Raw genomic sequence first — 22,439 nt, forward strand, 5'->3', positions numbered from 1 at the left:
TCGCCTCCGGCTTCGCGGACAGCCATGCTGGGCTCGGCTTCGCCATCGCGTCTGGGTGCGCCTTCGGGCGTCAGGACTGGCTGGCTCGCTTCGCATCGCCTGGACAGGGGAGAGGACTTGGGGTTCCCGACTGCGGCCGGCTCAGGGGAGCCGGTCCACGCGTGCCATCTCGCGCCATATCGACATGTCGCCATCACGCGCTACCTGATTGCCCCAGGGTCAGCTGCCGACTGGCCTCGGCCGGATCCACGCCGAACCCGTGCCCAGCTCGATCCCGCACTCCAGTCAGCCCCACTGCCTCCGGAGTCATTTCCGGAGGCAGTGGACGGGTGCTCTGGTTTTGGTCGGGACAGCAAACGGCCCCTGACTCCGGGTGGAGGCAGGGGCCGTGAGCGGGGGAGCTGTCAGGGCTTGGGGAAGATGATTACTCGGCGCTGCGGCTCTTCGCCTTCGCTCTCGCTGTGCACGCCGGCGATCGAGGCGACGGAGTCGTGGACGACCTTGCGCTCGAACGGAGTCATGGGGTGCAGGCGGGCGCGCTCGCCTGAGGCCAGGACCTTCTCGGCGGTGGAGCGGCCCAGCTCGGCCAGTTCGGCTCGGCGGCCCGCTCGCCACTGGGCGATGTCGAGCATCAGGCGGGAGCGGACGCCCGTCTCCTGCTGCACGGCCAGGCGGGTGAGTTCCTGGAGCGACTCGAGGACGTTGCCGCGGGGGCCCACCAGCTTGGCCAGGTCTTCGCCGCCGTCGATGCTGACCACTGCGCGGCCGCCTTCGACGTCCAGGTCGATGTCGCCGTCGTAGTCGAGCAGGTCCAGCAGGCGCTCGAGGTAGTCGCCGGCGATGTCGCCCTCTTGGACGAGCAGGTCCTCGGTCTTGCTCTGCGACTGCGGCTCGCTCGAGGCGTCAGCCTCGGCCTCGGCCGGCGACGACGCCTCCACGTCGTCGGTCGCCTGCAAGGTCTCCGACACGATGTCTCCTCTCCGGGGCAGAAGCCCGAAATCAGCGGCGCTTCTTGTTGCCCGGTTTCTTGCTGGTGGATCGGCCTGAGATCAGGCCGGGAATCTCGGTGTTGGAGCTGCCGTTCGTGTCCGGCGAGGACGAGGACGGCGAGCCGCCGGGGCCTGCGGTCGGCATGCGCTTGGCGCCGTTGGCGGGCTTGGCTCCTGGGGCGGGCTTCTTCGGGTTGGTCGGCTTGGCGCCCGGCTTCGGGGCGAGGGCCTGGCGGGTTTCGACGGCCGCGGCCTTCTTCGTCTCTTCCTCGGAGTCGATGCGCTTGTAGACGATGTGCTGCTGGCCGAGGGTCCAGGCGTTGTTGGACAGCCAGTACATCAGGATCGCGATGGGGAAGAAGAAGCCACCGACGAGGACGCCCAGCGGGAAGATGTAGAGCGTCAGCTTGTTCATGATCGCCGTCTGGGGGTTGTCCAGGGCGGTCTGGTTCTGGCGGGCGACCGAGTGGCGGGCCGTGAAGTGGGTCGCGATGGACGCCACGATCATCAGCGGCACGGCCACCAGGATCACGTTCGTGCGCTCGGTGCCGAACTGGGCGAGCTGCTCGGCCGGCATCGAGATGAACGTGGAGAGGTTCGCGCCGAAGAGCTTGGCGTTGACGAACGACTCGACGCCCTTGGCGTCGAAGTAGTAGACCTCGCCCCAGCCGGGCTTGAACGAGCGCAGCACGTGGAACAGACCGATGAACACCGGGATCTGCACCAGCATCGGCAGGCAGCCGCCGAGCGGGTTCACGCCGTGCTCGGACTGGAGCTTCTGCATCTCCTGAGCCTGGCGCTGGCGGTCGTTCGGGTACTTCTTCTTGATCTTCTGCATCTCCGGGGCGAACTCCTGCATTCGCCGCATGGAACGCACCTGGCCGACGAACGGCTTGAACAGGATCGCGCGGAGGGTGAAGACCAGGAAGATGACGGAGAGCGCCCAGGCGAACCCGCTCGACTCACCGAAGACGTGGCCGAAGACCCAGTGCCAACACCACAAGATGAAGGACACCGGGTAGTAGATGAAGTTGAGCACGGAGCTACTCCTCGGTGGATACGTCGGGGACCTGCCGCCTCGGCGGAACGGGGTCCAGGCCTCCAGGGTGCCAGGGTCCGCAGCGCAGCAACCGGCGGATCGTCAGCCAGGTTCCCCGCAACGCACCGTGGACGGTCAACGCTTCCACCGCGTACGCGCTGCAGCTCGGGTAGAAGCGGCAGGTCGGCGGCAGCAGCGGCGAGATGAACTTCCGGTAGAAGTGCACCGGCAGCAGAGCGACCTTCGCGGGCAACGTGGTCATCGCAGCACCTTGCGCAAGGCTGAGGAAAAATCAGCGGCGAGCTCCGAGCTCGACGCTTCGGCTGCTGGAGCCAACGCCCTGACCACGACGAGAGTTCCCGGCGGCAGGTCTGCCAGGCACGGGCGCACGACGTGGCGAAGTCGCCGGTAGACCCGGTGGCGGACCACCGAGTTGCCAACTGCCTTGCTCACGACGAAGCCCACCTTGGACGAATCCAAGGTGGGCACGTCAGGCGTCAAGGCGTGGACGACCAACCGGGGTCGTCCGGCGCGGCGGCCTCTGCGGACCACCAGGCCGAAGTCCTGGCTGCGGGTGAGCCGGGCGGCCGGTGGGAGCACGACGACGCTGCGCTTACCAGCCGCTGTCAGGCGGACAGAGTGGCACGGCCCTTGCTGCGGCGCGCGGCCAGAATGGCGCGGCCGGCGCGGGTCCGCATGCGCAGCCGGAAGCCGTGCGTCTTCGCGCGGCGGCGGTTGTTGGGCTGGAAGGTGCGCTTACCCTTGCTCACGGTCGGTCTCCCGGTGCTTCACTGCTGACAAAGCCTTGTGGTTGTCCCCGACGGCAGTGGACGTAGGCGCGCGAAAGGCGCCCGTCGCAAGCGGGAGACTCGTACGAGGGTACGCACGCCCGGGTGCCGCGACCAAATCGGGGTGGCCGATGCCACGTCTTGTGAGGCGTGCCGGGCCTTGTTACCGTTCTTCCCTCGCGCATGCCGGAGCTGGCGTGGGAGCCGCCACCGTACCGGCAACACAACGCACCGTTTAGTGCACAGTTGTGGATAACTCTGTGGATGCCTCTATTCTCCGTGTCCACGTGTGGAGTCATGGGCTCCAGTCGGAGGGGAGGGGGCGCAGAGGTGTCTAGCCAGCAGGTCGACCTTGGTCTCGTGTGGGCCGAGGTGGTGCAGGAGCTCGCCACGAGCCACCTGTCCCCTCAGCAACGCGCGTGGATGAGGGTCACCCGTCCGATCGGTCTTCTGGACGGGACCGCCCTGCTCGCGGCTCCGAGCGACTTCGCGAAAGAGGCGATCGAACGCGCACTGCGCGACCCGATCACCGCCGCGCTGTCCCGCAGGCTCGGTCGCACGGTCTCCCTCGCGGTGAAGGTCGACTCGCCGGAACCGGTCAGCCCGCCGACCACGCCCATCCCGGTGCAGGCGCCGCAACCGCTTCCTGGCATCCCCAACGGCGACACGCCCGGCCCCGTGATCACGGACGACGCGGTCACCGCCGTTGCGACAAACACTGATACAGCAACGGAAAGCTCCGACTCTGACGAGGTCGACGAAGCCGGCGACGCGCTCGCCGCCGTCACCGAGATCTGGCCGACCTTCAACTCCGCCAACATGGCAGGCGACGCGACGCCGAACAGGAACCTCCCGTACACGAGGCCCGCCAACCCGTCGCCGTCGCAGACCCGGCTGAACGAGAAGTACAACTTCGACACGTTCGTCATCGGCGCCTCGAACCGGTTCGCGCACGCCGCGGCCGTCGCGGTGGCCGAGGCTCCCGCCAGGGCCTACAACCCGCTCTTCATCTGGGGTGAGAGCGGCCTCGGCAAGACGCACCTGCTGCACGCCGTCGGGCACTACGCCCAGCGCCTGTTCCCCGGCATGCGCGTGCGGTACGTGTCGACCGAGGAGTTCACCAACGACTTCATCAACTCGCTGCGCGACGACCGCAAGGTCGCCTTCCAGCGCCGCTACCGGGACATCGACGTTCTTCTCGTCGACGACATCCAGTTCCTGGAGGGCAAGGAAGGTACGCAGGAGGAGTTCTTCCACACGTTCAACACGCTCCACAACACGAACAAGCAGATCGTGGTGTCGAGCGACCGGCCGCCCAAGCGGCTGGAGACGCTGGAAGATCGCCTGCGCACGCGGTTCGAGTGGGGTCTGATCACGGACATCCAGCCGCCTGAGCTCGAGACCCGGATCGCGATCCTCCGCAAGAAGGCGGCGCAGGACCGGCTCGCGGCCCCGGCCGAGGGGCTGGAGTTCATCGCCGCCCGCATCGAGCGCAACATCCGCGAGCTCGAAGGCGCGCTCATCCGGGTCACGGCGTTCGCGTCGCTCAACCGCCAGCCGGTCGACGTCCAGCTCGCCGAGATCGTGCTGCGCGACCTGATCCCCGACTCGCACGCGCCGGAGATCACCGCGCCGACGATCATGGCGGTCACCGCCGAGTTCTTCGGCGTGACGATCGACGACCTCTGCGGCCCTGGTAAGACGAAGGCGCTCGCCCAGGCGCGGCAGATCTCCATGTACCTGTGCCGCGAACTGACCGACCTGTCGCTGCCGAAGATCGGCCAGACGTTCGGCGGCCGCGACCACACGACCGTCATGCACGCGGACAAGAAGATCCGCAAGGAGATGGCCGAGCGCCGCCGGATCTACGACCAGGTCCAGGAACTGACGTCTCGGATCAAGCAGCGCGCCCGCCACGCTCCCTGATCCAACCCGGGTACGCCAAGGGGTCCTCCACCACGGAGGGCCCCTTTTTCGTTGCGCACGCTGCATCTCCGCGCACGCGGGGATCGCACGCGGGGTCCCCGCGTGCGGTGTGAGCGGACGAAAGGGCCCCTCGTGTGGACAGCGCACGAGCCGTACGCGCGCGCTCGAACCCGGGTGAGTCGAGGGGTGCTCGGCCACGCGGAGGGGCTTACTGTTCACCCGCCGCACTCGAAGGGGTGGGGACAACTGGAAAAACTTGTGGCCCCGGCCACGATCTGGCCACAGAAGCCTGTTGAACACCCGGGTACAACTGCCCCGCACCCGGGGACGCACCCGGGGACAACTGTGGACGATCTGTGGATCGAGAGGTGTGCACAACTGGCTGTCCCCGGGTGCGCCGATCTGTCCCCGGGTGCCATCCCCCCTTAGTCCACATGGAAGCTGGGCTCCCGACCTGCGTGTTCAAGGCCTGTCCCCACAATCCACAGCCCTTACTGTTACTGCTGTTTGATCTCTTCTAGGAAGAACTCAAAAGCAAAACAGCGGGGGACAGCTCCCGGGGATCGGTGCCCGAACCCCGAAGTGACGGGAAGGGCCAGGACGCTCTAACGTGGTTGCTCCGCACCTCGGGTCAGCTGAGGTCGAGGCTCCCTAACCCCCACTGGCACGTTGCTGTGGTTGGGCTTGTCGACTGTCGAGGAAAGGACGCCTCATGAAGATCCGCGTCGAACGCGACGGCCTCGCCGACGCTGTCGCCTGGGTCGCTCGCAGCCTTCCGTCCCGTCCGCCGGTCCCCGTGCTGGGCGGCGTGCTGCTCGACGCGGAGTCGGACGAGTCGCTGACGGTCTCGGGATTCGACTACGAGGTCTCGGCTCAGGTCGGTGTCCCGGCGACGATCGCCGACGGGGGCCGCGCGCTGGTCTCCGGGCGTCTGCTCGCCGACATCACCAAGGCGCTCCCGAACCACCCGGTCGAGATCGCGGTCGACGGCTCTCGCATGATGATCAGCTGCGGCAGCGCCAGGTTCAGCCTCCCGACGATGCCGGTCGAGGACTACCCCGCGCTGCCGTCGATGCCGCAGTTGATCGGTGAGCTCCCCGGTGAGGTCTTCGGTGAGGCCGTCGGCCAGGTCGCGGTCGCGGCCGGCAAGGACGACACGCTCCCGATGCTGACCGGTGTGCGCGTCGAGATCGGTGACGGCAAGCTGGTCCTGGTCGCCACCGACCGGTTCCGCCTCGCAATGCGCGAGTTCCCGTGGGAGCCGGACGCCTCCCTCGGCGAGGTCGCGGTGCTCGTCCCCGCCCGCACGCTCGGCGACGCGGCCAAGACGCTCGGCTCGTCCGGCGGCAAGGTCGAGATGTCGCTCGCGGCGAACGACGGGCTGCTCGGCCTGTCCGGTTCCGGCAAGCGCACGACGACCCGGCTGCTCGACGCGGACTTCCCGAAGTACCGCCAGCTGCTGCCGACCGAGCACTCGGCCGCCGCGATCATCGAGGTCGACACGCTCGTCCAGGCGATCAAGCGCGTCTCGCTCGTCGCCGAGCGCGGCACCCAGGTCCGGCTCGAGTTCGTCGACGGCGGCCTGCGCCTGTCCGCCGGTGGCGACGACGAGGGTTCGGCCGAGGAAGAGCTTCCGGTCGAGTACACCGGCGACGCGGTCACGATCGCGTTCAACCCCGGGTACCTCCTCGACGGTCTCGGAGCGGTTCGCACGCCCCGTGTCCACTTGTCCTTCACCACACCCAGCCGACCGGCGCTGCTCAAGCCGGTGGACGAGGATGGGAACGTGGCTCCGGGTTATCTGTACCTCCTGATGCCCGTTCGCCTGCCCGGCTAAAACCCTTACCGGGTAACGAGAAACGTTTAGGGGAGAACACCGTGCAGCTCGGACTCGTCGGCCTCGGCAAGATGGGTTTCAACATGCGCGAGCGGGTGCGTCGAGCCGGTCACGAGGTGATCGGCTACGACCGCAACCCGGAGGTCAGCGACTCGGAGTCGTTGGCGGACATGGTGTCCAAGCTCGAGGCACCGCGTGTGGTGTGGGTGATGGTGCCCGCCGGTGAGATCACCCGTAACACGGTGAAGGAGCTGTCCGAGCTGCTGCAGCCCGGCGACCTGGTGGTCGACGGCGGCAACTCCAAGTTCACCGACGACCGGATCCACGCGGACCTGCTGGCGGAGAAGGAGATCGGCTACCTCGACTGCGGTGTGTCCGGTGGCGTGTGGGGTCTCGACAACGGCTACGCGCTGATGGTCGGTGGCGACGCCGCCCACGTCGAGCAGGCGATGCCGATCTTCGACGCGCTCCGTCCGGAGGGTCCGCGCGAGGAAGGCTTCGCGCACGCGGGCAAGGTCGGCGCCGGCCACTACTCGAAGATGGTGCACAACGGCATCGAGTACGGCCTGATGCAGGCGTACGCCGAGGGCTTCGAGCTGCTCGACAAGACCGACGTCGTGGACAACGTGCCCGCGGTGATCTCGGCCTGGCAGCGCGGAACCGTCGTGCGGTCGTGGCTGCTCGACCTGTTGGTGCGCGCGCTGGAGTCCGACCCGGAGCTCGACGACCTGCGCGGGTACGTCGAGGACTCGGGTGAGGGCCGGTGGACCGTCGAGGAGGGCATCAACAACGCGGTGCCGCTCCCGGTGATCTCCGCCGCCCTGTTCGCGCGGTTCCAGTCGCGGCAGGACGACTCGCCCGCGATGCGCGCGGTCGCCGCACTGCGCAACCAGTTCGGTGGCCACGCCGTTCAGAAGGCATAAGTGCACGTCAGACACCTCCAGGTCAGCGACTTCCGTTCGTGGGAGATCGCGGACCTGGAGCTCGAGCCCGGAGTCTCGGTGCTCGTGGGGCGCAACGGTCAGGGCAAGACGAACCTGGTCGAGGCGATCGGGTACGTGGCGACGCTGGGTTCGCACCGCGTCGCCACGGACGCGCCACTGATCCGGCACGGTGCCCAGCGCGCCGTCGTGCGGGCGGCCGTGGTCAACGACGACCGCGAGCTGCTCGTGGAGCTCGAGATCACGGCGGGCAAGTCGAACCGGGCACGGATCAACCGCGGTCCGGTGCCACGCCCGCGTGATGTGCTCGGGATTCTGCGCACTGTGTTGTTCGCACCGGAGGACCTCTCTCTTGTGCGAGGCGATCCGAGTGACCGGCGGCGGTTCCTCGACGAGATGCTGGTGCTGCGCGCGCCGAGGTTCGCGGGCGTTCGCAGCGACTACGACCGTGTCCTGAAGCAGCGCAGCGCGTTGTTGAAGACGGTGAAGCACTCTCGATCGGCGGACCTCTCGACGCTCGACGTCTGGGACGGGCATCTCGCCAAGCACGGCGCGGAGCTCCTGGCCGCGCGGATGAAGCTGGTCCGCGACATGGCGGGCCACGTGACCTCGGCGTACGCGGAGGTCGCTCCGGAGTCACGTCCGGCGCTCATCTCGTACAAGTCGAGCGTCGGCGACCTCCCGGAAGACAGGGAGAGCATCGAGGACCTGCTGCTCGCCGAGCTCGATCGGGTGAGAAGGCAGGAGATCGAACGCGGGGTGTGCCTCGTCGGCCCGCACCGCGACGACCTCGATTTGACGCTCGGTGAGCTGCCCGCGAAGGGCTACGCCAGTCACGGAGAGTCATGGTCGTTCGCGCTCGCGCTGAGGCTCGGCGGCTACGAGCTGATGCGTGTCGACGGCATCGAACCGGTGCTCGTGCTGGACGATGTGTTCGCGGAACTCGACCGCGGCCGGCGGCAGCAGCTGGCGAAGGTCGCGGCCGCCGCCGAGCAGGTGCTGATCACCGCGGCGGTGGCGGAGGACGTTCCGGACGAGCTGAGCGGTGCCCGGTTTGAGGTAAGTGGCGGGGAGGTCCGGCGTGTCTAACTCAGATCCCCAAGATGTAGCTCGATCGGGTGTGTCCGCCCACACATCTGGGGACAAGTCTGTGGATGGTGTGGATAACTCCGTCACAAATCCGGACTTGTCCACAGGTTCATTCACACCTGAGGGTGAGCCACTGAAGGGTTCTGACCTCGCGCGGGCGGCTCTGGAGGCCGCGAAGGCGAGTGCGAAGGCCCGCGGACGCACCCCCGGGAGCAAGTCGAAGGGCCGTCCGGTCAACCGCCGGCGTCGCCGTTGGTCGGGGCCAGGACCGGACGACCGCGACCCCCAGCCGCTCGGCCGGCTCGCGTCCAGGATCGCGGCGGACCGGGGCTGGGTCGAGCAACTTCAGGGTGGCCAGGTCTTCGCCCGTTGGGCAAAATTAGTAGGTGAGGACGTCGCCGAGCACGCGAAACCGATCGCTCTCAGTGACGGGGAACTGACGGTCCAGGCGTCGTCGACGGCGTGGGCCACTCAGCTGCGCCTGCTGCAGCGCGACCTGCTCAAGCGGATCGCGGCAGGAGTCGGTCACGGCGTCGTCAAACGGCTCAAGATCAAGGGACCGGACGCTCCGAGCTGGCGACACGGCCCCAGGCACGCGCCAGGGCGCGGTCCGCGTGACACCTACGGGTGAGGTCCTGTCAAGGGCTCAGCGGCGATTCTGCGGCGCAATGAGCGTTCACCAGCGGATTTGAACCCCCGTTTCAGCCGTCCTGACCCGTCTTGCGCGTCGTGAGGCGCTCTGTGACTGAATCAAAGGTGTCCTTGCCCCCTTTCTGTCGGGGTGGCCCGGTAGAATCAGGGGAGAGCGTCACCGCATCCCGGATGTAGGGGAACACAGTGCGGGCGGTGCCCGTATCAGCGAGGAGACTCCAGGCCCGTGTCAGCTAAGAAGAATGAGTACGGCGCGTCCTCGATCACCGTCCTCGAAGGCCTCGAGGCAGTGCGCAAGAGGCCGGGCATGTACATCGGCTCGACCGGCGAGCGCGGTCTGCACCACCTGGTCCAGGAGGTTGTGGACAACTCGGTCGACGAGGCGATGGCAGGCTTCGCGACGACTGTCGACGTCACCCTGCTGGCCAACGGCGGCGTCCGGGTGATCGACGACGGTCGTGGCATCCCGATCGACGTGCACCCGGTCGAGGGCAAGCCCACCGTCGAGGTCGTGCTCACCACGCTGCACGCGGGTGGCAAGTTCGACAGCGACTCCTACGCGGTGTCCGGCGGCCTGCACGGCGTCGGCATCTCCGTGGTGAACGCGCTGTCCACCGCCGTCGACGTCGAGATCAAGCGCCAGGGTCACGTCTGGACCCAGCGCTTCGAGAACTCGAAGCCCGCGCACGAGCTGCGCCAGGGCGAGGCCACCGACGAGACCGGCACCACGATCACGTTCTGGGCCGACCCGGACATCTTCGAGACGACCGAGTACAACGTCGAGACGATCGCGCGCCGCCTGCAGGAGATGGCGTTCCTCAACAAGGGGATCACGATCATCCTGCGCGACGAGCGGGTCTCGGAGGAGGACGAGGAAGCCGACGCCGAGGGCCACAAGGCCGCGGTGAAGGAGCGCGTCTACCACTACCCCGGTGGTCTGGAGGACTTCGTCCGCCACATCAACCACACCCGCGACGCCGTGCACCAGAAGGTGATCGGTTTCGAGGCGCAGGGCGAGGACCTCCAGGTGGAGGTCGCGATGCAGTGGAACACCGGCTACACCGCGTCGGTCTACACGTTCGCGAACACGATCAACACGCACGAGGGCGGTACGCACGAAGAGGGCTTCCGCGCCGCGTTGACGCGTGTCGTCAACGAGTACGCGCGCGAGAAGAAGTTGTTGAAGGAGAAGGACACCAACCTCACCGGTGACGACATCCGCGAGGGTCTCGCCGCGATCATCTCGGTGAAGTTGAAGGAGCCCCAGTTCGAGGGCCAGACGAAGACCAAGCTGGGCAACAGCGAGGCCAAGTCGTTCGTGCAGAAGTCGACGAACGAGCACCTGGCCGACTGGTTCGAGCGGCACCCCAACGAGGCCAAGACGATCGTCACCAAGTCGGTGTCGTCGGCGCAGGCCCGCATCGCCGCCCGCAAGGCCCGCGAGCTGGTGCGCCGCAAGGGCGCGCTCGACATCGGCGGCCTGCCCGGCAAGCTGAAGGACTGCCGCTCGACCGAGCCGGAGCGCTGCGAGCTCTACATCGTCGAGGGCGACTCCGCAGGCGGATCAGCTAAGGAGGGGCGGGACTCGATGTACCAGGCGATCCTGCCGATCCGCGGCAAGATCATCAACGTCGAGAAGGCGCGCATCGACCGCGTTCTGAAGAACACCGAGGTCCAGTCGCTGATCACGGCGCTCGGCACCGGCATCCACGACGAGTTCGACCTCGCCAAGCTGCGCTATCACAAGATCGTGCTGATGGCCGACGCCGACGTCGACGGCCAGCACATCCGCACGCTGCTGCTCACGCTGCTGTTCCGCTTCATGCAGCCGCTCATCGAGCACAACCACGTGTACCTCGCGCAGCCGCCGCTCTACAAGATCAAGTGGCAGCGCGCCGAGCCGGAGTACGTCTACTCCGACCGCGAGCGCGACGCCGTGATCAAGGCCGGCATCGAGGGCGGCAAGAGGCTCGGCAAGGACGACAACATCCAGCGGTACAAGGGTCTTGGCGAGATGAACGCCGAGGAGCTGTGGGAGACCACGATGGACCCGGCCAACCGGATCCTGCGCCAGGTCACCATGGACGACGCGGCCACCGCCGACGAGCTGTTCAGCGTGCTCATGGGCGAGGACGTCGAGGCACGCCGTTCGTTCATCACCCGCAACGCCAAGAGCATCAAGTTCCTGGACATCTGAGTCCGGTCTTGGTCCCTAGGCATCCTGGCGTTTCTGGCGAGAAGGAAAGAGAACAGTGAGCGAGACGACTCTGCCCCCGCAGCACGACCGCATCGAGCCGGTCGAGATCCAGCAGGAGATGCAGAACTCGTACATCAACTACGCGATGTCCGTCATCGTGGGTCGTGCGCTGCCGGACGTGCGTGACGGGTTGAAGCCCGTCCACGTCCGCGTTCTGTACTCGATGTTCGACTCCGGCTTCCGTCCCGACCGCGGCTTCAACAAGTGCGCGCGTGTCGTCGGCGACGTGATGGGCAACTACCACCCGCACGGTGACTCGGCGATCTACGACGCGTTGGTGCGTCTCGCTCAGCCGTGGGCGCTGCGCTACCCGTTGATCCAGGGGCAGGGCAACTTCGGCTCGCCGGGCAACGACCCCGCCGCCGCCATGCGGTACACGGAGTGCCGGCTCTCCCCGTTGGCCATGCACATGCTGGCCGACATCGAGGAAGAGACCGTCGACTTCCGCGACAACTACGACGGCCGCATCCAGGAGCCGGTCGTCCTCCCGTCGCGCATCCCGAACCTGCTGATCAACGGCAGCTCGGGCATCGCGGTCGGCATGGCGACCAACATCCCGCCGCACAACCTCCGCGAGGTGGCGGACGCGGTCGTGTGGGCGCTGGACAACCACGAGGCCTCCGACGAGGAGACCCTCGAGGCGACGATCGCCCGGATCAAGGGCCCGGACTTCCCGACGTACGGCCAGATCCTCGGCACCTCCGGCATCGAGGACGCGTACCGCACCGGCCGCGGCTCGGTCCGCATGCGCGCGGTCGTCGAGATGGACGAGGACGCCAAGGGCCGCACGATCCTCGTCGTCACCGAGCTGCCGTACCAGGTCAACCCGGACAACCTGGTCGAGAACATCGCCTCGCTGGTGCGCGACGCCAAGCTCACCGGCATCGCCAACATCGCCGACGAGTCGAACCGTCGCATCGGCATGCGCATCGTGATCACGCTCAAGCGCGACGCGGTGGCGAAGGTCGTGCTGAACAACCTCTACAAGCACACCCAGCTGCAGTACTCGTTCGGTGTGAACATGCTGGCGCTGGTCGACGGCGTGCCGCGCACGCTGCGGATCGACCAGATGATCCGGCACTACGTGAAGCACCAGATCGAGGTCATCGTCAGGCGGACGAAGTTCCGCCTGCGCAAGGCCGAAGAGCGCGCGCACATCTTGCGCGGCTTGGTGAAGGCACTTGACCAGCTCGACGCGGTGATCGCGTTGATCCGCCGGTCCGAGACGCCGGACATCGCGCGCACGGGCCTGATGGAGCTCCTCGACGTCGACGAGATCCAGGCCAACGCGATCCTGGAGATGCAGCTCCGCCGCCTGGCCGCCCTGGAGCGCCAGAAGATCATCGACCAGTTGGCCGAGATCGAGCTGGAGATCGCGGACCTCAAGGACATCCTCGAAAAGCCGGAGCGGCAGCGCAAGATCGTCCGCGACGAGCTCACGGCGATCGTGGAGAAGTTCGGCGACGACCGTCGCACGAAGATCATCCCGTTCGACGGCGACGTGTCCATGGAGGACCTGATCGCCGTTGAGGACGTGGTCGTCACGATCACCCGCACCGGCTACGCGAAGCGCACCAAGACCGACCTCTACCGGGCGCAGAAGCGCGGCGGCAAGGGCGTGCAGGGCGCTCAGCTCAAGCAGGACGACATCGTGGCGCACTTCTTCGTGTGCTCGACGCACGACTGGATCCTGTTCTTCACGAACAAGGGCCGCGTGTACCGCACGAAGGCGTACGAGCTGCCAGAGGCGAACCGCAACGCCCGCGGCCAGCACGTCGCGAACCTCCTCGCGTTCCAGCCGGAGGAGGAGATCGCGCAGGTCATCCAGATCAAGAACTACGAGGTGTCGCCGTACCTCGTGCTCGCCACCCGCAAGGGCCTGGTCAAGAAGTCGAAGCTCTCCGACTTCGATTCCAACCGATCGGGTGGTCTTATCGGCATCAACCTGCGCGAGGACGACGAGCTGGTCGGCGCGGTGCTGTGCTCGGCCGACGACGACCTGCTGATGGTGTCCGCCGACGGCCAGTCGATCCGCTTCCACGCGACCGACGACGTGCTGCGCCCGATGGGTCGTGCCACGTCAGGCGTGCAGGGCATGCGGTTCAACGCCGACGACGAGCTGCTCTCGGTGGGCGTCGTCCAGGAAGGACTGTTCGTTTTGGTCGCGACGGACGGTGGGTACTCGAAGCGAACGCCGATCGAGGACTACCCGGTCCAGGGCCGGGGCGGCAAGGGTGTGCTGACGATTCAGCACGACCGCCGACGTGGCAGGCTGGTCGGAGCGCTCATCGTCGACGTCGACGACGAGCTCTACGCCATCACCTCGACCGGCGGGGTCATCCGGACCCGAGCCGAGCAGGTGCGCAAGGCTGGACGGCAGACGAAGGGCGTGCGGCTGATGAACCTCGGCGAGAGCACCACTTTGATCGCCGTCGCACGCAACGCGGACGAGCCCAGCGACGTCACTAACGGTGAGACGTCTGCCGCAGAAGACGCAGCAGTGGACGCAGTTGTGGACTCTGGCGCCGACCAGGCAGACACCCCCACCGACTCGGCTGAGTAGTCGGAATTTGCTAGCGAGAGGCTAAGGACAGCTCGTGACTCCACCCGAGAACCGCGAAGGTCGGGACGCGGACAAGACCGCGGTGATCACCAAGCCGACTTCCCAGAAAGCTGCGGAGAAGTCGGACGCGGCCGCGCCGGCGGCCTCCGGTTCCTCGGGTGGAAACGCGCAGGACAAGACCAAGCCTGTGTCCGCGGAGAAGGCGGCCGAGGCCGCCGCACCCGCCGCTGCTCCCGAGACTCCCGCTGCTCCTGCCGAGCAGAAGACCGTTTCGATCGACACGGCCGCTCCGGCTGCGGCGGCGACGCCGGCTCCGGCCGCGACTCCCGCGCCCGCTCCTGCTCCGACGCCGGCCCCCGCGCCTGCCGCCGAGCCGGTCGTGCCGGTCGCCGCCGTCGCCGAGGAGCCGGTCGTCGTGTCCGCGCCGCCGCCCTGGCAGCGCGTGACGAACGACACGGAAGCGGCTCAGGACTCGACCCAGGCGTACGTGGCTCCGGCCGCGCCGCCGGTCCCGTCCGCCGCCGAGCCGTCGCCGGCCTTCCCGATGACCGACCCGGACACCGTCAAGGTGCAGAAGCCCGTGGTCACGGGCTCTGCCGTGCCGGTGGGCCTCGGCAGCAGCCGCACGTCGGTGAACATGGGCGGCGCCGCTGCCCGTCCCGCCGCGGCCACCCCGTCGGCCCGTCGCCCAGGCCGCGGCCCGCGGCGCGCCTCGCTGCAGGTGAAGCGCGTCGACCCGTGGTCGGTGCTCAAGCTCGCCCTGGTGCTCGGCGTCGCGCTGTTCTTCGTCTGGCTCGTGGCGGTCGGCGTGCTCTACGGCGTGCTGCACGGCATGGGCGTCTGGGACAAGATCAACAGCACCGCGAACGACCTCCTCCAGGCCAACGAGCCGGGCGAACCACTGATCAGCGCGGGCCGCGTGTTCGGCGTCTCGGCGATCATCGGCGCGGTCAACATCGTGCTGTTCACGGCGCTCGCGACCGTGGGTGCGTTCGTCTACAACGTGTCCGCGGATCTGGCTGGTGGCTTGGAGTTGACGCTCTCAGAGCGTGAGTGACCCCCCTGATTTGGGGCAGCGAAGGACGATCCTGTAAGGTCTTCCTCGTTGCCCCAAGGGGTGATGATCGAGGGCCTATAGCTCAGGCGGTTAGAGCGCTTCACTGATAATGAAGAGGTCGGAGGTTCAAGTCCTCCTAGGCCCACTCGATTTTCTTTCGAATCATCATCGTTCTGTCTGGGATTGCATCCCGGAGCCCCGGCCCAAGTCTCGCGAAGCCTGTAGGCTGGTGCGGTAGGTCGGGGCATTAACAGTCTTGGAGGGGTTTCCAGTGGCTAAGAAGATCATCGCACTCGTCGTGGTTGCCGGTGCGGTTCTGTTCTTCGTCAAGCGCTCCCGTTCGGCGAAGGCCGACGCGGACCTGTGGCGCGAGGCCACCGCTCCCACCGACTGATCGCGTACTCGATCCTGCGGGCGGCCGGCCGCCCCGGATCCTTGGGGACGTAGCTCAATTGGCAGAGCACCGCCTTTGCAAGGCGGGGGTTAGGGGTTCGATTCCCCTCGTCTCCATTCGTTCCTCGGGTCGAGGAGTGTCTGCAAAAAGCGCAGACCTCCTCGGCCCGAAGTGTTTTCTGGGGGCCGAGCCCCCGGACCCCCAGCCGGCTCGGCGCTTCGCGCCATCGCGGCCCACCTCGCTCGTCAGCTACTCCGAAAAGACGAAGCCCTGTTCGCCGCCGTCGCGAACAGGGCTTCGGTGCGTTTCCGGCAAACTCCACTGCGTCACGTTCAGACGTTCGCGAGCGACCTCTTCGACGACTTGCGAAGTGCGTCGATGCTCCACGCGCCGGCGCCGGTGAACACCAGCAGCAGGAACGCCCACGAGTAGACCGCCGCGAGCTCGCCGCCGTTCTGGATCGGCAGCAGACCCCGCGGCTGGTGCACGACGAAGTACGCGTAGGCCATGGCGCCGGAGCTGATGAGAGCGGCCCATCGCGTCCACAGGCCGACCGCGATGAGGGCGCCACCGATCAGCTCGATGAGGCTCATCGGACCGGAGGGCCATGTGAGCAGACTGGTCCCCTTGGACAGGTGCTGCACGCCGTGGATGACGAAGAACAGTCCGATGATGATGCGGAAGAGCGCGAGGGCGTAGTCGCGCCGTTGCTCGAGGAACTCCATGTGCAGGGGCCTTCCGTGGTGCGGGGCAGGGGCAAGGCACAAAAGGTATGGACCAATTTAAGTGTCCCGCTCAGCGCTCATTTGGCATCTGGTTGACTGTTGCCCCTATGAAACGAGCACTGTTGCTGCCCCTGCTCGGCGTTCTCGCCGCGTGCGGCACCGAAGTCGTTCAGACCACGCCGGTGCCCGCGACCCCGACCGCCCAGGTCACCACCACGACCAGCGCGGCTCCGACAGTGCCGCCCGCGCCCCAGCCCGCGGCCGACGGCACCTGTCCGTACCTGGCGACGACCTTCGTGGCCGAGGCGAACGGTCAGCGTGTGCCGAAAGTGAAACTGTCAACGGATCAGCCGCACCCGGCGTGCTTCTTCTACGCCAATGCGACGGAGATCCAGCTGACGGTGCGCGTGTACGTGGGCGATGAGCGGATCGCCAAGAAGATCGTGAACGAGGCGGCGCCGGACGGTTCACAGCCCGCGAGTTCGCCCGCCGGGTGGACCGGAGGGTATGTGAGCAACGACAGCGGCGTCGTCTACGCCGTGGCGAAGAGCGACGCCGCTGTGGTCGTCACCAGCAACCAGAAGCAGTCGATCAAGGCTCGCCGCATCGCGGAGACCGCGATCACGAACCTCAAACTCTGACTACTTGGCCGGTTCCTTCTGGGAAGGCACCTGACCGTTGAGGACGGGCTCCGGCAACGGGGCCTGCTCCTCGTCCTGCAGGTGCACTTCCTCCGGCCTGCGCGTCAGCGCGACGTAGCCGGCGACCGCGGCCGCGAGCAGCAGACCCATCACCCACGGCCAGCGGCGGCGCTTCGGTGCGTCCGCACCGATGTTCGCCGCGGCCTTGCGGATCTCCTTGGCGCGCGACTTGGCGTCCTTGCGCGCGTGCTTGGCGGCCTTTCGAACTTCCTTGCGCACTTCCTCGGCCTTGCTCATGAGCTCGGCGCGCGTCTTCGCGCTCTTCTTGGCGAGGCGCTTGCGGGAGCGGCGGGTCTGCTTCTCCCAGTCCTCTGCCTTCCCCATGAGCGTGTCGGCCCGCTCCACGAGCGCGCCGCGCACCTGGTCAGTCGTGATGCCGCGCTCCGCGAGCTTGACCTCAGCGGCGTGACCAGCGCGAACGACACCCTGACGCGCGGCCTTCAGACCGGTGCCGACAGCCTTGCCAACGGACTCGCCGGCGCGGGTCATGACGTCCACCTCGTCCATCCTGTGCTCCACACGTTGTCGTCCGGTTATGTCATAGAGGTACCCATCGTGCCCCTTTCTGAACATCACCGCCCGTGGATGGCACGATGGGGTGGTGGCTGACAGCAACGAATCCTTCGTCGGGACCAAGGTGACGGCGACCCTGCACACCACGCAGGGCGACATCCGCATCAACCTGTTCCCCGACCACGCCCCCAAGACGGTGGCCAACTTCGTCGGGCTCGCCGAGGGCACCAAGGACTACACCGAGGCGAACGCGAGCGGCACGAAATCGGGTCCGTTCTACGACGGCACCCTGTTCCACCGCGTCATCGCCGGTTTCATGCTCCAGACCGGCGACCCGACCGGCACCGGCCGCGGTGGCCCCGGCTACCGCTTCGCGGACGAGTTCCACTCGGAACTGCAGTTCAACAAGCCCTACCTGCTCGCGATGGCGAACGCCGGGCCCAACACCAACGGCTCCCAGTTCTTCGTCACCGTGGCGCCGACGACGTGGCTGAACTTCAAGCACACGATCTTCGGTGAGGTCGCGGACCAGGAGTCGCGCGACGTCGTCGACGCGATCGGCAACACCACGACCGGTGCGGGCGACCGTCCGGTCAACGACATCAAGATCGAGCGGATCACGATCGAACGCGCGTGAGCAATGCACCCGTGCCACCGGACGGGCCGATCGGAGCACAGCCGGAAACCCCGGTCTGCGCACGTCATTCCGATCGGCCCACCCGGCTGCGCTGTTCCAGGTGCGATCGTCCGGCGTGTCCGGACTGTCTGCGCGACGCCTCGGTCGGTCAGCAGTGCGTCGACTGTGTGAACGAGGGCAGGCGCTCGGTCCGTCCCGCGCGCACGCTCGTGGGCGCGCAGGTGTCCGATCGCGTGATCATCACGCCGGCGCTGATCGTGCTCAACGTGCTGGCATACGCGGTGACGGTCTTCCAGTCCGGCAGTCCGACGAGAAACGACAGGTCGAGCTTGTTCAAGGCGACCTCGATGTTTCCCGACCTCACCGCCCAGGGTGAGTGGTGGCGGGCCGTCACGTCGGGCTTCATGCACTTCGGCCTGATCCACCTGGCGCTCAACATGGCGGTTCTCTACGTCGTGGGCCAGCACGTCGAACGGGAGCTGGGCAAGCTCCGATTCGGCGTCGTGTACTTCCTGTCGCTGCTCGGCGGCAGCGCGTCGGCGTTCTACTTCGGCACGGTGTGCCAGGAGCTCGCCGGTGCGTCCGGTGCGGTGTTCGGCCTCATGGGCGCGTTGCTCGTCCTGTGGAAGCGGCAGCGGCGGGACATCTCCACGATCGTCGTGGTCGTCGGAATCAACCTGGTGTCGAACCTCTTCACCAACGCCTCGCTGCTCGGGCACCTCGGTGGGTTCGTGATCGGCGGGCTGCTGACGCTCGCGATGGTCAGGGCGCCCCGGCAGAACCGCAACCTCTACCAAATCGGTGCCGTGGTGGCCGCTGCGGTGTTGCTCGGCGTGATGTTCGCCTTGCGCGCTGCTCAGCTCGACACCGACGCGGAAGTCATCCTCGAGATCGCCAGGACCTGCCGGCCCAATTAGGGACGCAGGGAGTGCAGCACTCCGGCGACTTCTTCCGGATCGGCGCCGAGGTCCAGTTTCGTGAGCACCACGAGACGGTCGTCGGCGTCGAGTTCCAATGTCTGCTGTTCCCTGCCGAGCCGGCGGGTGGTCTGCAGCTTGACCTTCACCTCGTGCCACGGCAGGTGCGTGGTGTTCGCGAAGCCGCGCACGGCGAGCCCGTTCACGTCCGCGGACAGGCGCGGCCGGGCGATGGTCGCGAACGCCGCGAGGTACGTGACCAGCAGCGTTGCCAGTCCGACGAGGAGACGGCCCGCGTTGTCGTTCGCGATGATCGTGGCGAACGCGAGCAGGAGGGCGAGCACCCACGCGCCGGCGACGAGCGGGGCGGGAGTGGACCAGGTGCGAGTCACACCGTCGAGTGTCCCGCATTCAATGTGGACAGCTGAACGTCTCCGCATGAGGGAAAACCGGCGCTTGTGCAATTTCGCGCAAAGTTGTCCACAGGACTTGTCCCCAATGGGGATGACTTACAGCCGTGTGCTTCGGTGACGCTCAGATGAACCAGGTGAACCCGGCGATAACAAAGGTCGGCCCGGACGTGTGACGTCCGGGCCGACCTCGACGAACAGTGAGCGGATGCAGGCTGCGAGTGGCTAGCGCCAGCGCATCGTCATCAGCAGGCCGATGATCATCAGCGCGAAGCCGATGGCGAAGTTCCACGCGCCCAGCTCGAGCATGAACGGGATCTTCTCGGCCGCGATGTAGTTGACGACCAGCCATGCGAGGCCCAGCACCATGAAGCCGAGCATGATGACGACGTAGACCGGGTGTGACGGTCCCGCTGCCTTGACCTTGACCGGCGTGCGGCGGTCAGTCGGTGCGGTGTAGGCCGCCTTCTTCCGGACCTTGGACTTGGGCATGCTGTCCTCGCCTGACGTGGATATCCCTCAGTGACGCAAGTTTACGTGCACTACTCGGGGAACACGTTAACGTAGCGGAGGTGGTCAGCGAACCACCTGGCAGACGCAGTTGTTTTCAGTTCACAGTCCGCGCGGAGGTTCTCAGGTGAACTCGGGACCGCAGCAGCCGCCTCCAAGGCGTCCTGCACCCCGTCGTGATGACCTGCAGCACGTGCGGGCCACACCCTCGCCGCGCCCGGTGCCGCCACCTGACGCAACTCAGTTCACCAGCGCTTTCTCCGGCAGCCTGCCCCCGCCAGGTGCCCCGCCGCGCCGTCCGGGACCGCCTCCGCAGGGCCCGACGCCACCTCCGTCCGGAGGCATGCCGCCGGGAACTCCGCCGCGTGGGATGCCGCAGGGTCCGCCTCCCGGAACACCGCCGCGCGGAATGCCTCCGCAGGGAATGCCTCCTCGACCGGCCCGCCCTCGCCCGGTCGATCCGCCCACCGAGGTGATTCCGCGCGTCGAAGACGACTACGACGACGAGTACTACGACGATGACGACTATTACGACGACGAGGAACCGGCAAAGCCCGCCCCGCCGCCGGACAGCATGGCGCGCAAAGCGGTGCGCGGCGTCGGCGAAGCCCTCATCACGATGGGCCTGGTCGTGCTGCTGTTCGTCGTCTACGAGGTCTACGTGACGGACCTGCTCTCCGCGGAGAAGCAGGCGGACGCCACCGCCGCGCTCGACTCCGAGTGGAGCTCGAACGTCGTGACGCCGCCCCCGTCCGACCCGAACCGCCAGGCCAAGACCACCCTCATCGAGGGCAAGGCGTTCGCGAAGATGTACATCCCGGTCTTCGGCAGCGACTGGAAGTTCTCGGTCGTCGAGGGCACCACCGACAAGCACCTCGAGATCGGCCCCGGCCACTACAAGGACACCGCGCAGCCGGGCGAGGCGGGCAACTTCGCCATCGCCGGCCACCGCGTCGGCAAGGGCGCGCCGTTCAACGACCTCGACCTGCTCGAGTCCTGCAACGCCATCGTCGTGCAGACCCAGACCCAGTGGTTCGTCTACCGGGTGCTCCCGATGAGCAACGAGGTGGCCGGCTGGGCGGGCAACGCGAAGTCGAAGGAAGCCGCCTGCACCGGCGTCGCCCCGCTGTCCACGACCCTCGGCGACGCCTACGCCAAGACCGTGGGCCAGGAGATCGTGGTGCCGACCCAGGGCGAGGTCATCGCCCCGATCCCGCACCAGGTGGGGACGACGGTGCCCGCCGACAAGCAGGCCCGCCTGCTCACCCTGACGACCTGCCACCCGCGCTTCTCCGACCGGCAGCGCCTGATCGTGCACGCCATCGAGACCAAGAGCTACCCAGTGGCCGACGGCTTCATTCCGCCAGAGATGCAGGAGGGCTGATGTACGGCTGGATCTGGCGGCGTCTGCCGGGCCCGCTGTATCTGCGGATCATCGAGGCGGTCGTGCTGACCGCGGGCATCATCGCGCTGCTGATGTTCGTGGTGTTCCCGTGGGCGGAGCCGAAGCTGCCGTTCAACCACGTCACCACCCAGTGAGCTGAGCCTCCGCGAGCCGCAGGTACTCGCGGACGAACGCGAGGTAGGCGTTCGGATTGGTGTCGTGGAGAGCCAGCGCCACGTAGACGCTTTCGTCCTCGTCGTCCATTCGCATGTTGATCCGTCCGGCGTCATCACCCCACTCGCTGGGAGGTGCCCCGCCGAGGATTCGGAGAGCGGCTTCGCGCCCGAGGAACCAGTCGGCTTGTTCGCCGGTGATCGGCTCGATGCCGAGTTCGTCCAGGAACTGGCGAACGAGAGAAGTGGCGTCCCCTCTCGACAACCGCGTCGGTGACTCACCTGCCAGTTCACGGAGTGCCGGGGTGTCGAGACCCTCGATCAGGAAGTCGCAGGCGAGCCACACCGCGCGATCGGGTTCGACGCTGTAGTCGGCCCACTCGACGTTGAGGTGGTTCACCCTGGCGGCGAGGTCGGCGTTCACAGGTCAAGTGTCCGGGCCGCCGCGAGCGAATAAGTGAAACCGCCATCGCGCCCACACGCGATGGCGGCTTCATCGGGAAACGGCCGGTCAGCCGTTCGAGATCGCGGTCATCTCCTCGCGCGAGACGACCTTCACGCGTTCGCGGCCCTCGACGGCGCCCAACGCCATCTCGTGCAGGTCGAGCCGGCCCCAGCCCTCGTTGGTCACGAACGGCACGCCGCGCTGTCCGAGGAACTCCACGATGTCGCCGGAAGACGACGAGGCACGGGGGAGGGACGCCGCGTCCTCCAGCAGGCTGGTGATGGTCTCCAGCGCGTCGCCCTTGGTGTGGCCGATGAGGCCGATCGGGCCGCGCTTGATCCAGCCGGTGACGTAGACGCCTGGGATCGGCACCTCGTCCAGGTCCAGCACGCGGCCCGCGAGGTGCGGGATCGTGCCCGAGACGTGGTCGAACGGGATGTCGGCCAAGTGCGTCGAGAGGTAGCCGACCGCGCGGTACACGGCCTGGACGTCC

General features: G+C 67.3%; 23 protein-coding genes, 2 tRNA genes and 2 pseudogenes. 16 read left to right on the top strand and 11 right to left on the bottom strand.

What is annotated here, in order from left to right:
- Positions 1-404 precede the first annotated feature (404 nt).
- The 5 genes from UK23_RS19535 to rpmH are packed head-to-tail and all read right to left on the bottom strand — an operon-like array spanning position 405 to position 2,798.
- A complete protein-coding gene (locus UK23_RS19535; RefSeq protein WP_045313008.1) occupies positions 405-968 on the bottom strand; it encodes a protein jag in 564 nt (187 codons plus the stop codon).
- A gap of 31 nt (positions 969-999) precedes the next feature.
- Positions 1,000-2,028 carry a membrane protein insertase YidC gene (gene yidC, locus UK23_RS19540; RefSeq protein ID WP_045313009.1) on the bottom strand — a complete coding sequence of 343 codons (1,029 nt, stop codon included), beginning with the start codon at positions 2,026-2,028 and terminating at the stop codon, positions 1,000-1,002.
- Positions 2,029-2,032: 4 nt separating this feature from the next.
- Entirely contained in the window at positions 2,033-2,290 is a 258-nt protein-coding gene (gene yidD / locus UK23_RS19545) for a membrane protein insertion efficiency factor YidD (RefSeq protein WP_030480223.1), read from the bottom strand.
- Positions 2,287-2,628 (bottom strand): ribonuclease P protein component, encoded by a 342-nt coding sequence (gene rnpA, locus UK23_RS50345; RefSeq protein WP_082114793.1) that lies wholly within the window; start codon positions 2,626-2,628, stop codon positions 2,287-2,289. The genes yidD and rnpA overlap by 4 nt, the downstream gene beginning before the upstream one ends.
- A 26-nt stretch (positions 2,629-2,654) precedes the next feature.
- Complete coding sequence (gene rpmH / locus UK23_RS50350) at positions 2,655-2,798, bottom strand: 50S ribosomal protein L34 (RefSeq protein WP_030465619.1); 144 nt, start codon at positions 2,796-2,798, stop codon at positions 2,655-2,657.
- A gap of 348 nt (positions 2,799-3,146) precedes the next feature.
- On the opposite strand from rpmH, the gene dnaA reads away from it, so the two are divergent.
- The 11 genes and pseudogenes from dnaA to UK23_RS19600 all read left to right on the top strand — a co-directional run bounded on the left by dnaA (position 3,147) and on the right by UK23_RS19600 (position 15,647).
- On the top strand, positions 3,147-4,742 hold the full coding sequence (gene dnaA, locus UK23_RS19555) for a chromosomal replication initiator protein DnaA (protein ID WP_045313011.1): 1,596 nt from the start codon (positions 3,147-3,149) through the stop codon (positions 4,740-4,742).
- Positions 4,743-5,454: 712 nt separating this feature from the next.
- Positions 5,455-6,579 (top strand): DNA polymerase III subunit beta, encoded by a 1,125-nt coding sequence (gene dnaN / locus UK23_RS19560; protein WP_045313012.1) that lies wholly within the window; start codon positions 5,455-5,457, stop codon positions 6,577-6,579.
- Between the two features lie 41 nt (positions 6,580-6,620).
- Positions 6,621-7,502, top strand: coding sequence for a phosphogluconate dehydrogenase (NAD(+)-dependent, decarboxylating) (gene gnd, locus UK23_RS19565; RefSeq protein ID WP_082114794.1), 882 nt, complete (start codon positions 6,621-6,623; stop codon positions 7,500-7,502).
- A complete protein-coding gene (recF, locus tag UK23_RS19570; protein ID WP_045313013.1) occupies positions 7,503-8,609 on the top strand; it encodes a DNA replication/repair protein RecF in 1,107 nt (368 codons plus the stop codon).
- Between the two features lie 70 nt (positions 8,610-8,679).
- Positions 8,680-9,240, top strand: a complete 561-nt coding sequence (locus UK23_RS19575; protein ID WP_419503894.1) for a DciA family protein — start codon at positions 8,680-8,682, stop codon at positions 9,238-9,240.
- 246 nt (positions 9,241-9,486) lie between these two features.
- Entirely contained in the window at positions 9,487-11,457 is a 1,971-nt protein-coding gene (gene gyrB / locus UK23_RS19580; protein ID WP_045313015.1) for a DNA topoisomerase (ATP-hydrolyzing) subunit B, read from the top strand.
- Positions 11,458-11,512: 55 nt separating this feature from the next.
- Entirely contained in the window at positions 11,513-14,080 is a 2,568-nt protein-coding gene (gene gyrA / locus UK23_RS19585; protein WP_045313016.1) for a DNA gyrase subunit A, read from the top strand.
- A 34-nt stretch (positions 14,081-14,114) separates the two neighbouring features.
- Positions 14,115-15,137, top strand: coding sequence for a DUF3566 domain-containing protein (locus UK23_RS19590; protein ID WP_045313017.1), 1,023 nt, complete (start codon positions 14,115-14,117; stop codon positions 15,135-15,137).
- A 71-nt stretch (positions 15,138-15,208) separates the two neighbouring features.
- Positions 15,209-15,282 (top strand) — tRNA-Ile (locus UK23_RS19595).
- A 126-nt stretch (positions 15,283-15,408) separates the two neighbouring features.
- A pseudogene (locus tag UK23_RS53825) lies at positions 15,409-15,528 on the top strand (DLW-39 family protein); the annotation flags it as partial.
- Between the two features lie 46 nt (positions 15,529-15,574).
- A tRNA-Ala gene (locus UK23_RS19600) sits at positions 15,575-15,647 on the top strand.
- 216 nt (positions 15,648-15,863) lie between these two features.
- On the opposite strand, the gene UK23_RS19605 is transcribed toward UK23_RS19600, so the two are convergent.
- A complete protein-coding gene (locus UK23_RS19605; RefSeq protein ID WP_045313018.1) occupies positions 15,864-16,256 on the bottom strand; it encodes a DoxX family protein in 393 nt (130 codons plus the stop codon).
- 107 nt (positions 16,257-16,363) lie between these two features.
- Between UK23_RS19605 and UK23_RS19610 the strand changes: the two genes are divergently transcribed.
- Positions 16,364-16,897, top strand: a complete 534-nt coding sequence (locus tag UK23_RS19610; protein ID WP_045313019.1) for a DUF2020 domain-containing protein — start codon at positions 16,364-16,366, stop codon at positions 16,895-16,897.
- On the opposite strand, the gene UK23_RS19615 is transcribed toward UK23_RS19610, so the two are convergent.
- Positions 16,898-17,464 (bottom strand): hypothetical protein, encoded by a 567-nt coding sequence (locus tag UK23_RS19615; RefSeq protein WP_052684821.1) that lies wholly within the window; start codon positions 17,462-17,464, stop codon positions 16,898-16,900.
- 94 nt (positions 17,465-17,558) lie between these two features.
- On the opposite strand from UK23_RS19615, the gene UK23_RS19620 reads away from it, so the two are divergent.
- Both UK23_RS19620 and UK23_RS19625 read left to right on the top strand, forming a co-directional pair.
- Positions 17,559-18,107 carry a peptidylprolyl isomerase gene (locus UK23_RS19620; protein WP_045313027.1) on the top strand — a complete coding sequence of 183 codons (549 nt, stop codon included), beginning with the start codon at positions 17,559-17,561 and terminating at the stop codon, positions 18,105-18,107.
- A 167-nt stretch (positions 18,108-18,274) separates the two neighbouring features.
- Positions 18,275-19,024 carry a rhomboid family intramembrane serine protease gene (locus UK23_RS19625; protein ID WP_330770163.1) on the top strand — a complete coding sequence of 250 codons (750 nt, stop codon included), beginning with the start codon at positions 18,275-18,277 and terminating at the stop codon, positions 19,022-19,024.
- Here the strand turns inward: UK23_RS19625 and UK23_RS19630 are convergent.
- Together UK23_RS19630 and crgA are read right to left on the bottom strand one after the other, a co-directional pair.
- On the bottom strand, positions 19,021-19,416 hold the full coding sequence (locus UK23_RS19630) for a PH domain-containing protein (RefSeq protein ID WP_045313021.1): 396 nt from the start codon (positions 19,414-19,416) through the stop codon (positions 19,021-19,023). The two genes, UK23_RS19625 and UK23_RS19630, sit on opposite strands and share 4 nt — an antisense overlap.
- Before the next feature lie 243 nt (positions 19,417-19,659).
- Entirely contained in the window at positions 19,660-19,926 is a 267-nt protein-coding gene (gene crgA, locus UK23_RS19635) for a cell division protein CrgA (RefSeq protein WP_045313022.1), read from the bottom strand.
- Between the two features lie 490 nt (positions 19,927-20,416).
- On the opposite strand from crgA, the gene UK23_RS19640 reads away from it, so the two are divergent.
- Together UK23_RS19640 and UK23_RS52720 are read left to right on the top strand one after the other, a co-directional pair.
- The gene (locus tag UK23_RS19640) at positions 20,417-21,328 is read left to right on the top strand and encodes a class E sortase (protein ID WP_231114583.1); all 912 of its coding nucleotides are present in this window, start codon (positions 20,417-20,419) and stop codon (positions 21,326-21,328) included.
- Positions 21,328-21,483, top strand: a complete 156-nt coding sequence (locus UK23_RS52720; protein WP_196777795.1) for a hypothetical protein — start codon at positions 21,328-21,330, stop codon at positions 21,481-21,483. Before UK23_RS19640 ends, UK23_RS52720 begins: the two co-directional genes overlap by 1 nt.
- On the opposite strand, the gene UK23_RS19645 is transcribed toward UK23_RS52720, so the two are convergent.
- The gene (locus UK23_RS19645) at positions 21,470-21,925 is read right to left on the bottom strand and encodes a hypothetical protein (RefSeq protein WP_045313023.1); all 456 of its coding nucleotides are present in this window, start codon (positions 21,923-21,925) and stop codon (positions 21,470-21,472) included. The two genes, UK23_RS52720 and UK23_RS19645, sit on opposite strands and share 14 nt — an antisense overlap.
- Positions 21,926-22,012: 87 nt before the next feature.
- A pseudogene (locus UK23_RS52725) lies at positions 22,013-22,439 on the bottom strand (pyridine nucleotide-disulfide oxidoreductase); the annotation flags it as partial.

Origin of the sequence: Lentzea aerocolonigenes, assembly GCF_000955955.1 — a bacterium.
Classification (GTDB): Bacteria; Actinomycetota; Actinomycetes; order Mycobacteriales; family Pseudonocardiaceae; genus Lentzea; species Lentzea aerocolonigenes_A.

Coding starts and splice junctions, on each gene's coding strand:
- UK23_RS19605 (WP_045313018.1), bottom strand. CDS start 16,256: ATGGAGTTCCTCGAGCAACGGCGCGACTACGCCCTCGCGCTCTTCCGC.
- yidD (WP_030480223.1), bottom strand. CDS start 2,290: ATGACCACGTTGCCCGCGAAGGTCGCTCTGCTGCCGGTGCACTTCTAC.
- crgA (WP_045313022.1), bottom strand. CDS start 19,926: ATGCCCAAGTCCAAGGTCCGGAAGAAGGCGGCCTACACCGCACCGACT.
- dnaN (WP_045313012.1), top strand. CDS start 5,455: ATGAAGATCCGCGTCGAACGCGACGGCCTCGCCGACGCTGTCGCCTGG.
- UK23_RS52720 (WP_196777795.1), top strand. CDS start 21,328: ATGTACGGCTGGATCTGGCGGCGTCTGCCGGGCCCGCTGTATCTGCGG.
- UK23_RS19615 (WP_052684821.1), bottom strand. CDS start 17,464: ATGGACGAGGTGGACGTCATGACCCGCGCCGGCGAGTCCGTTGGCAAG.
- UK23_RS19610 (WP_045313019.1), top strand. CDS start 16,364: ATGAAACGAGCACTGTTGCTGCCCCTGCTCGGCGTTCTCGCCGCGTGC.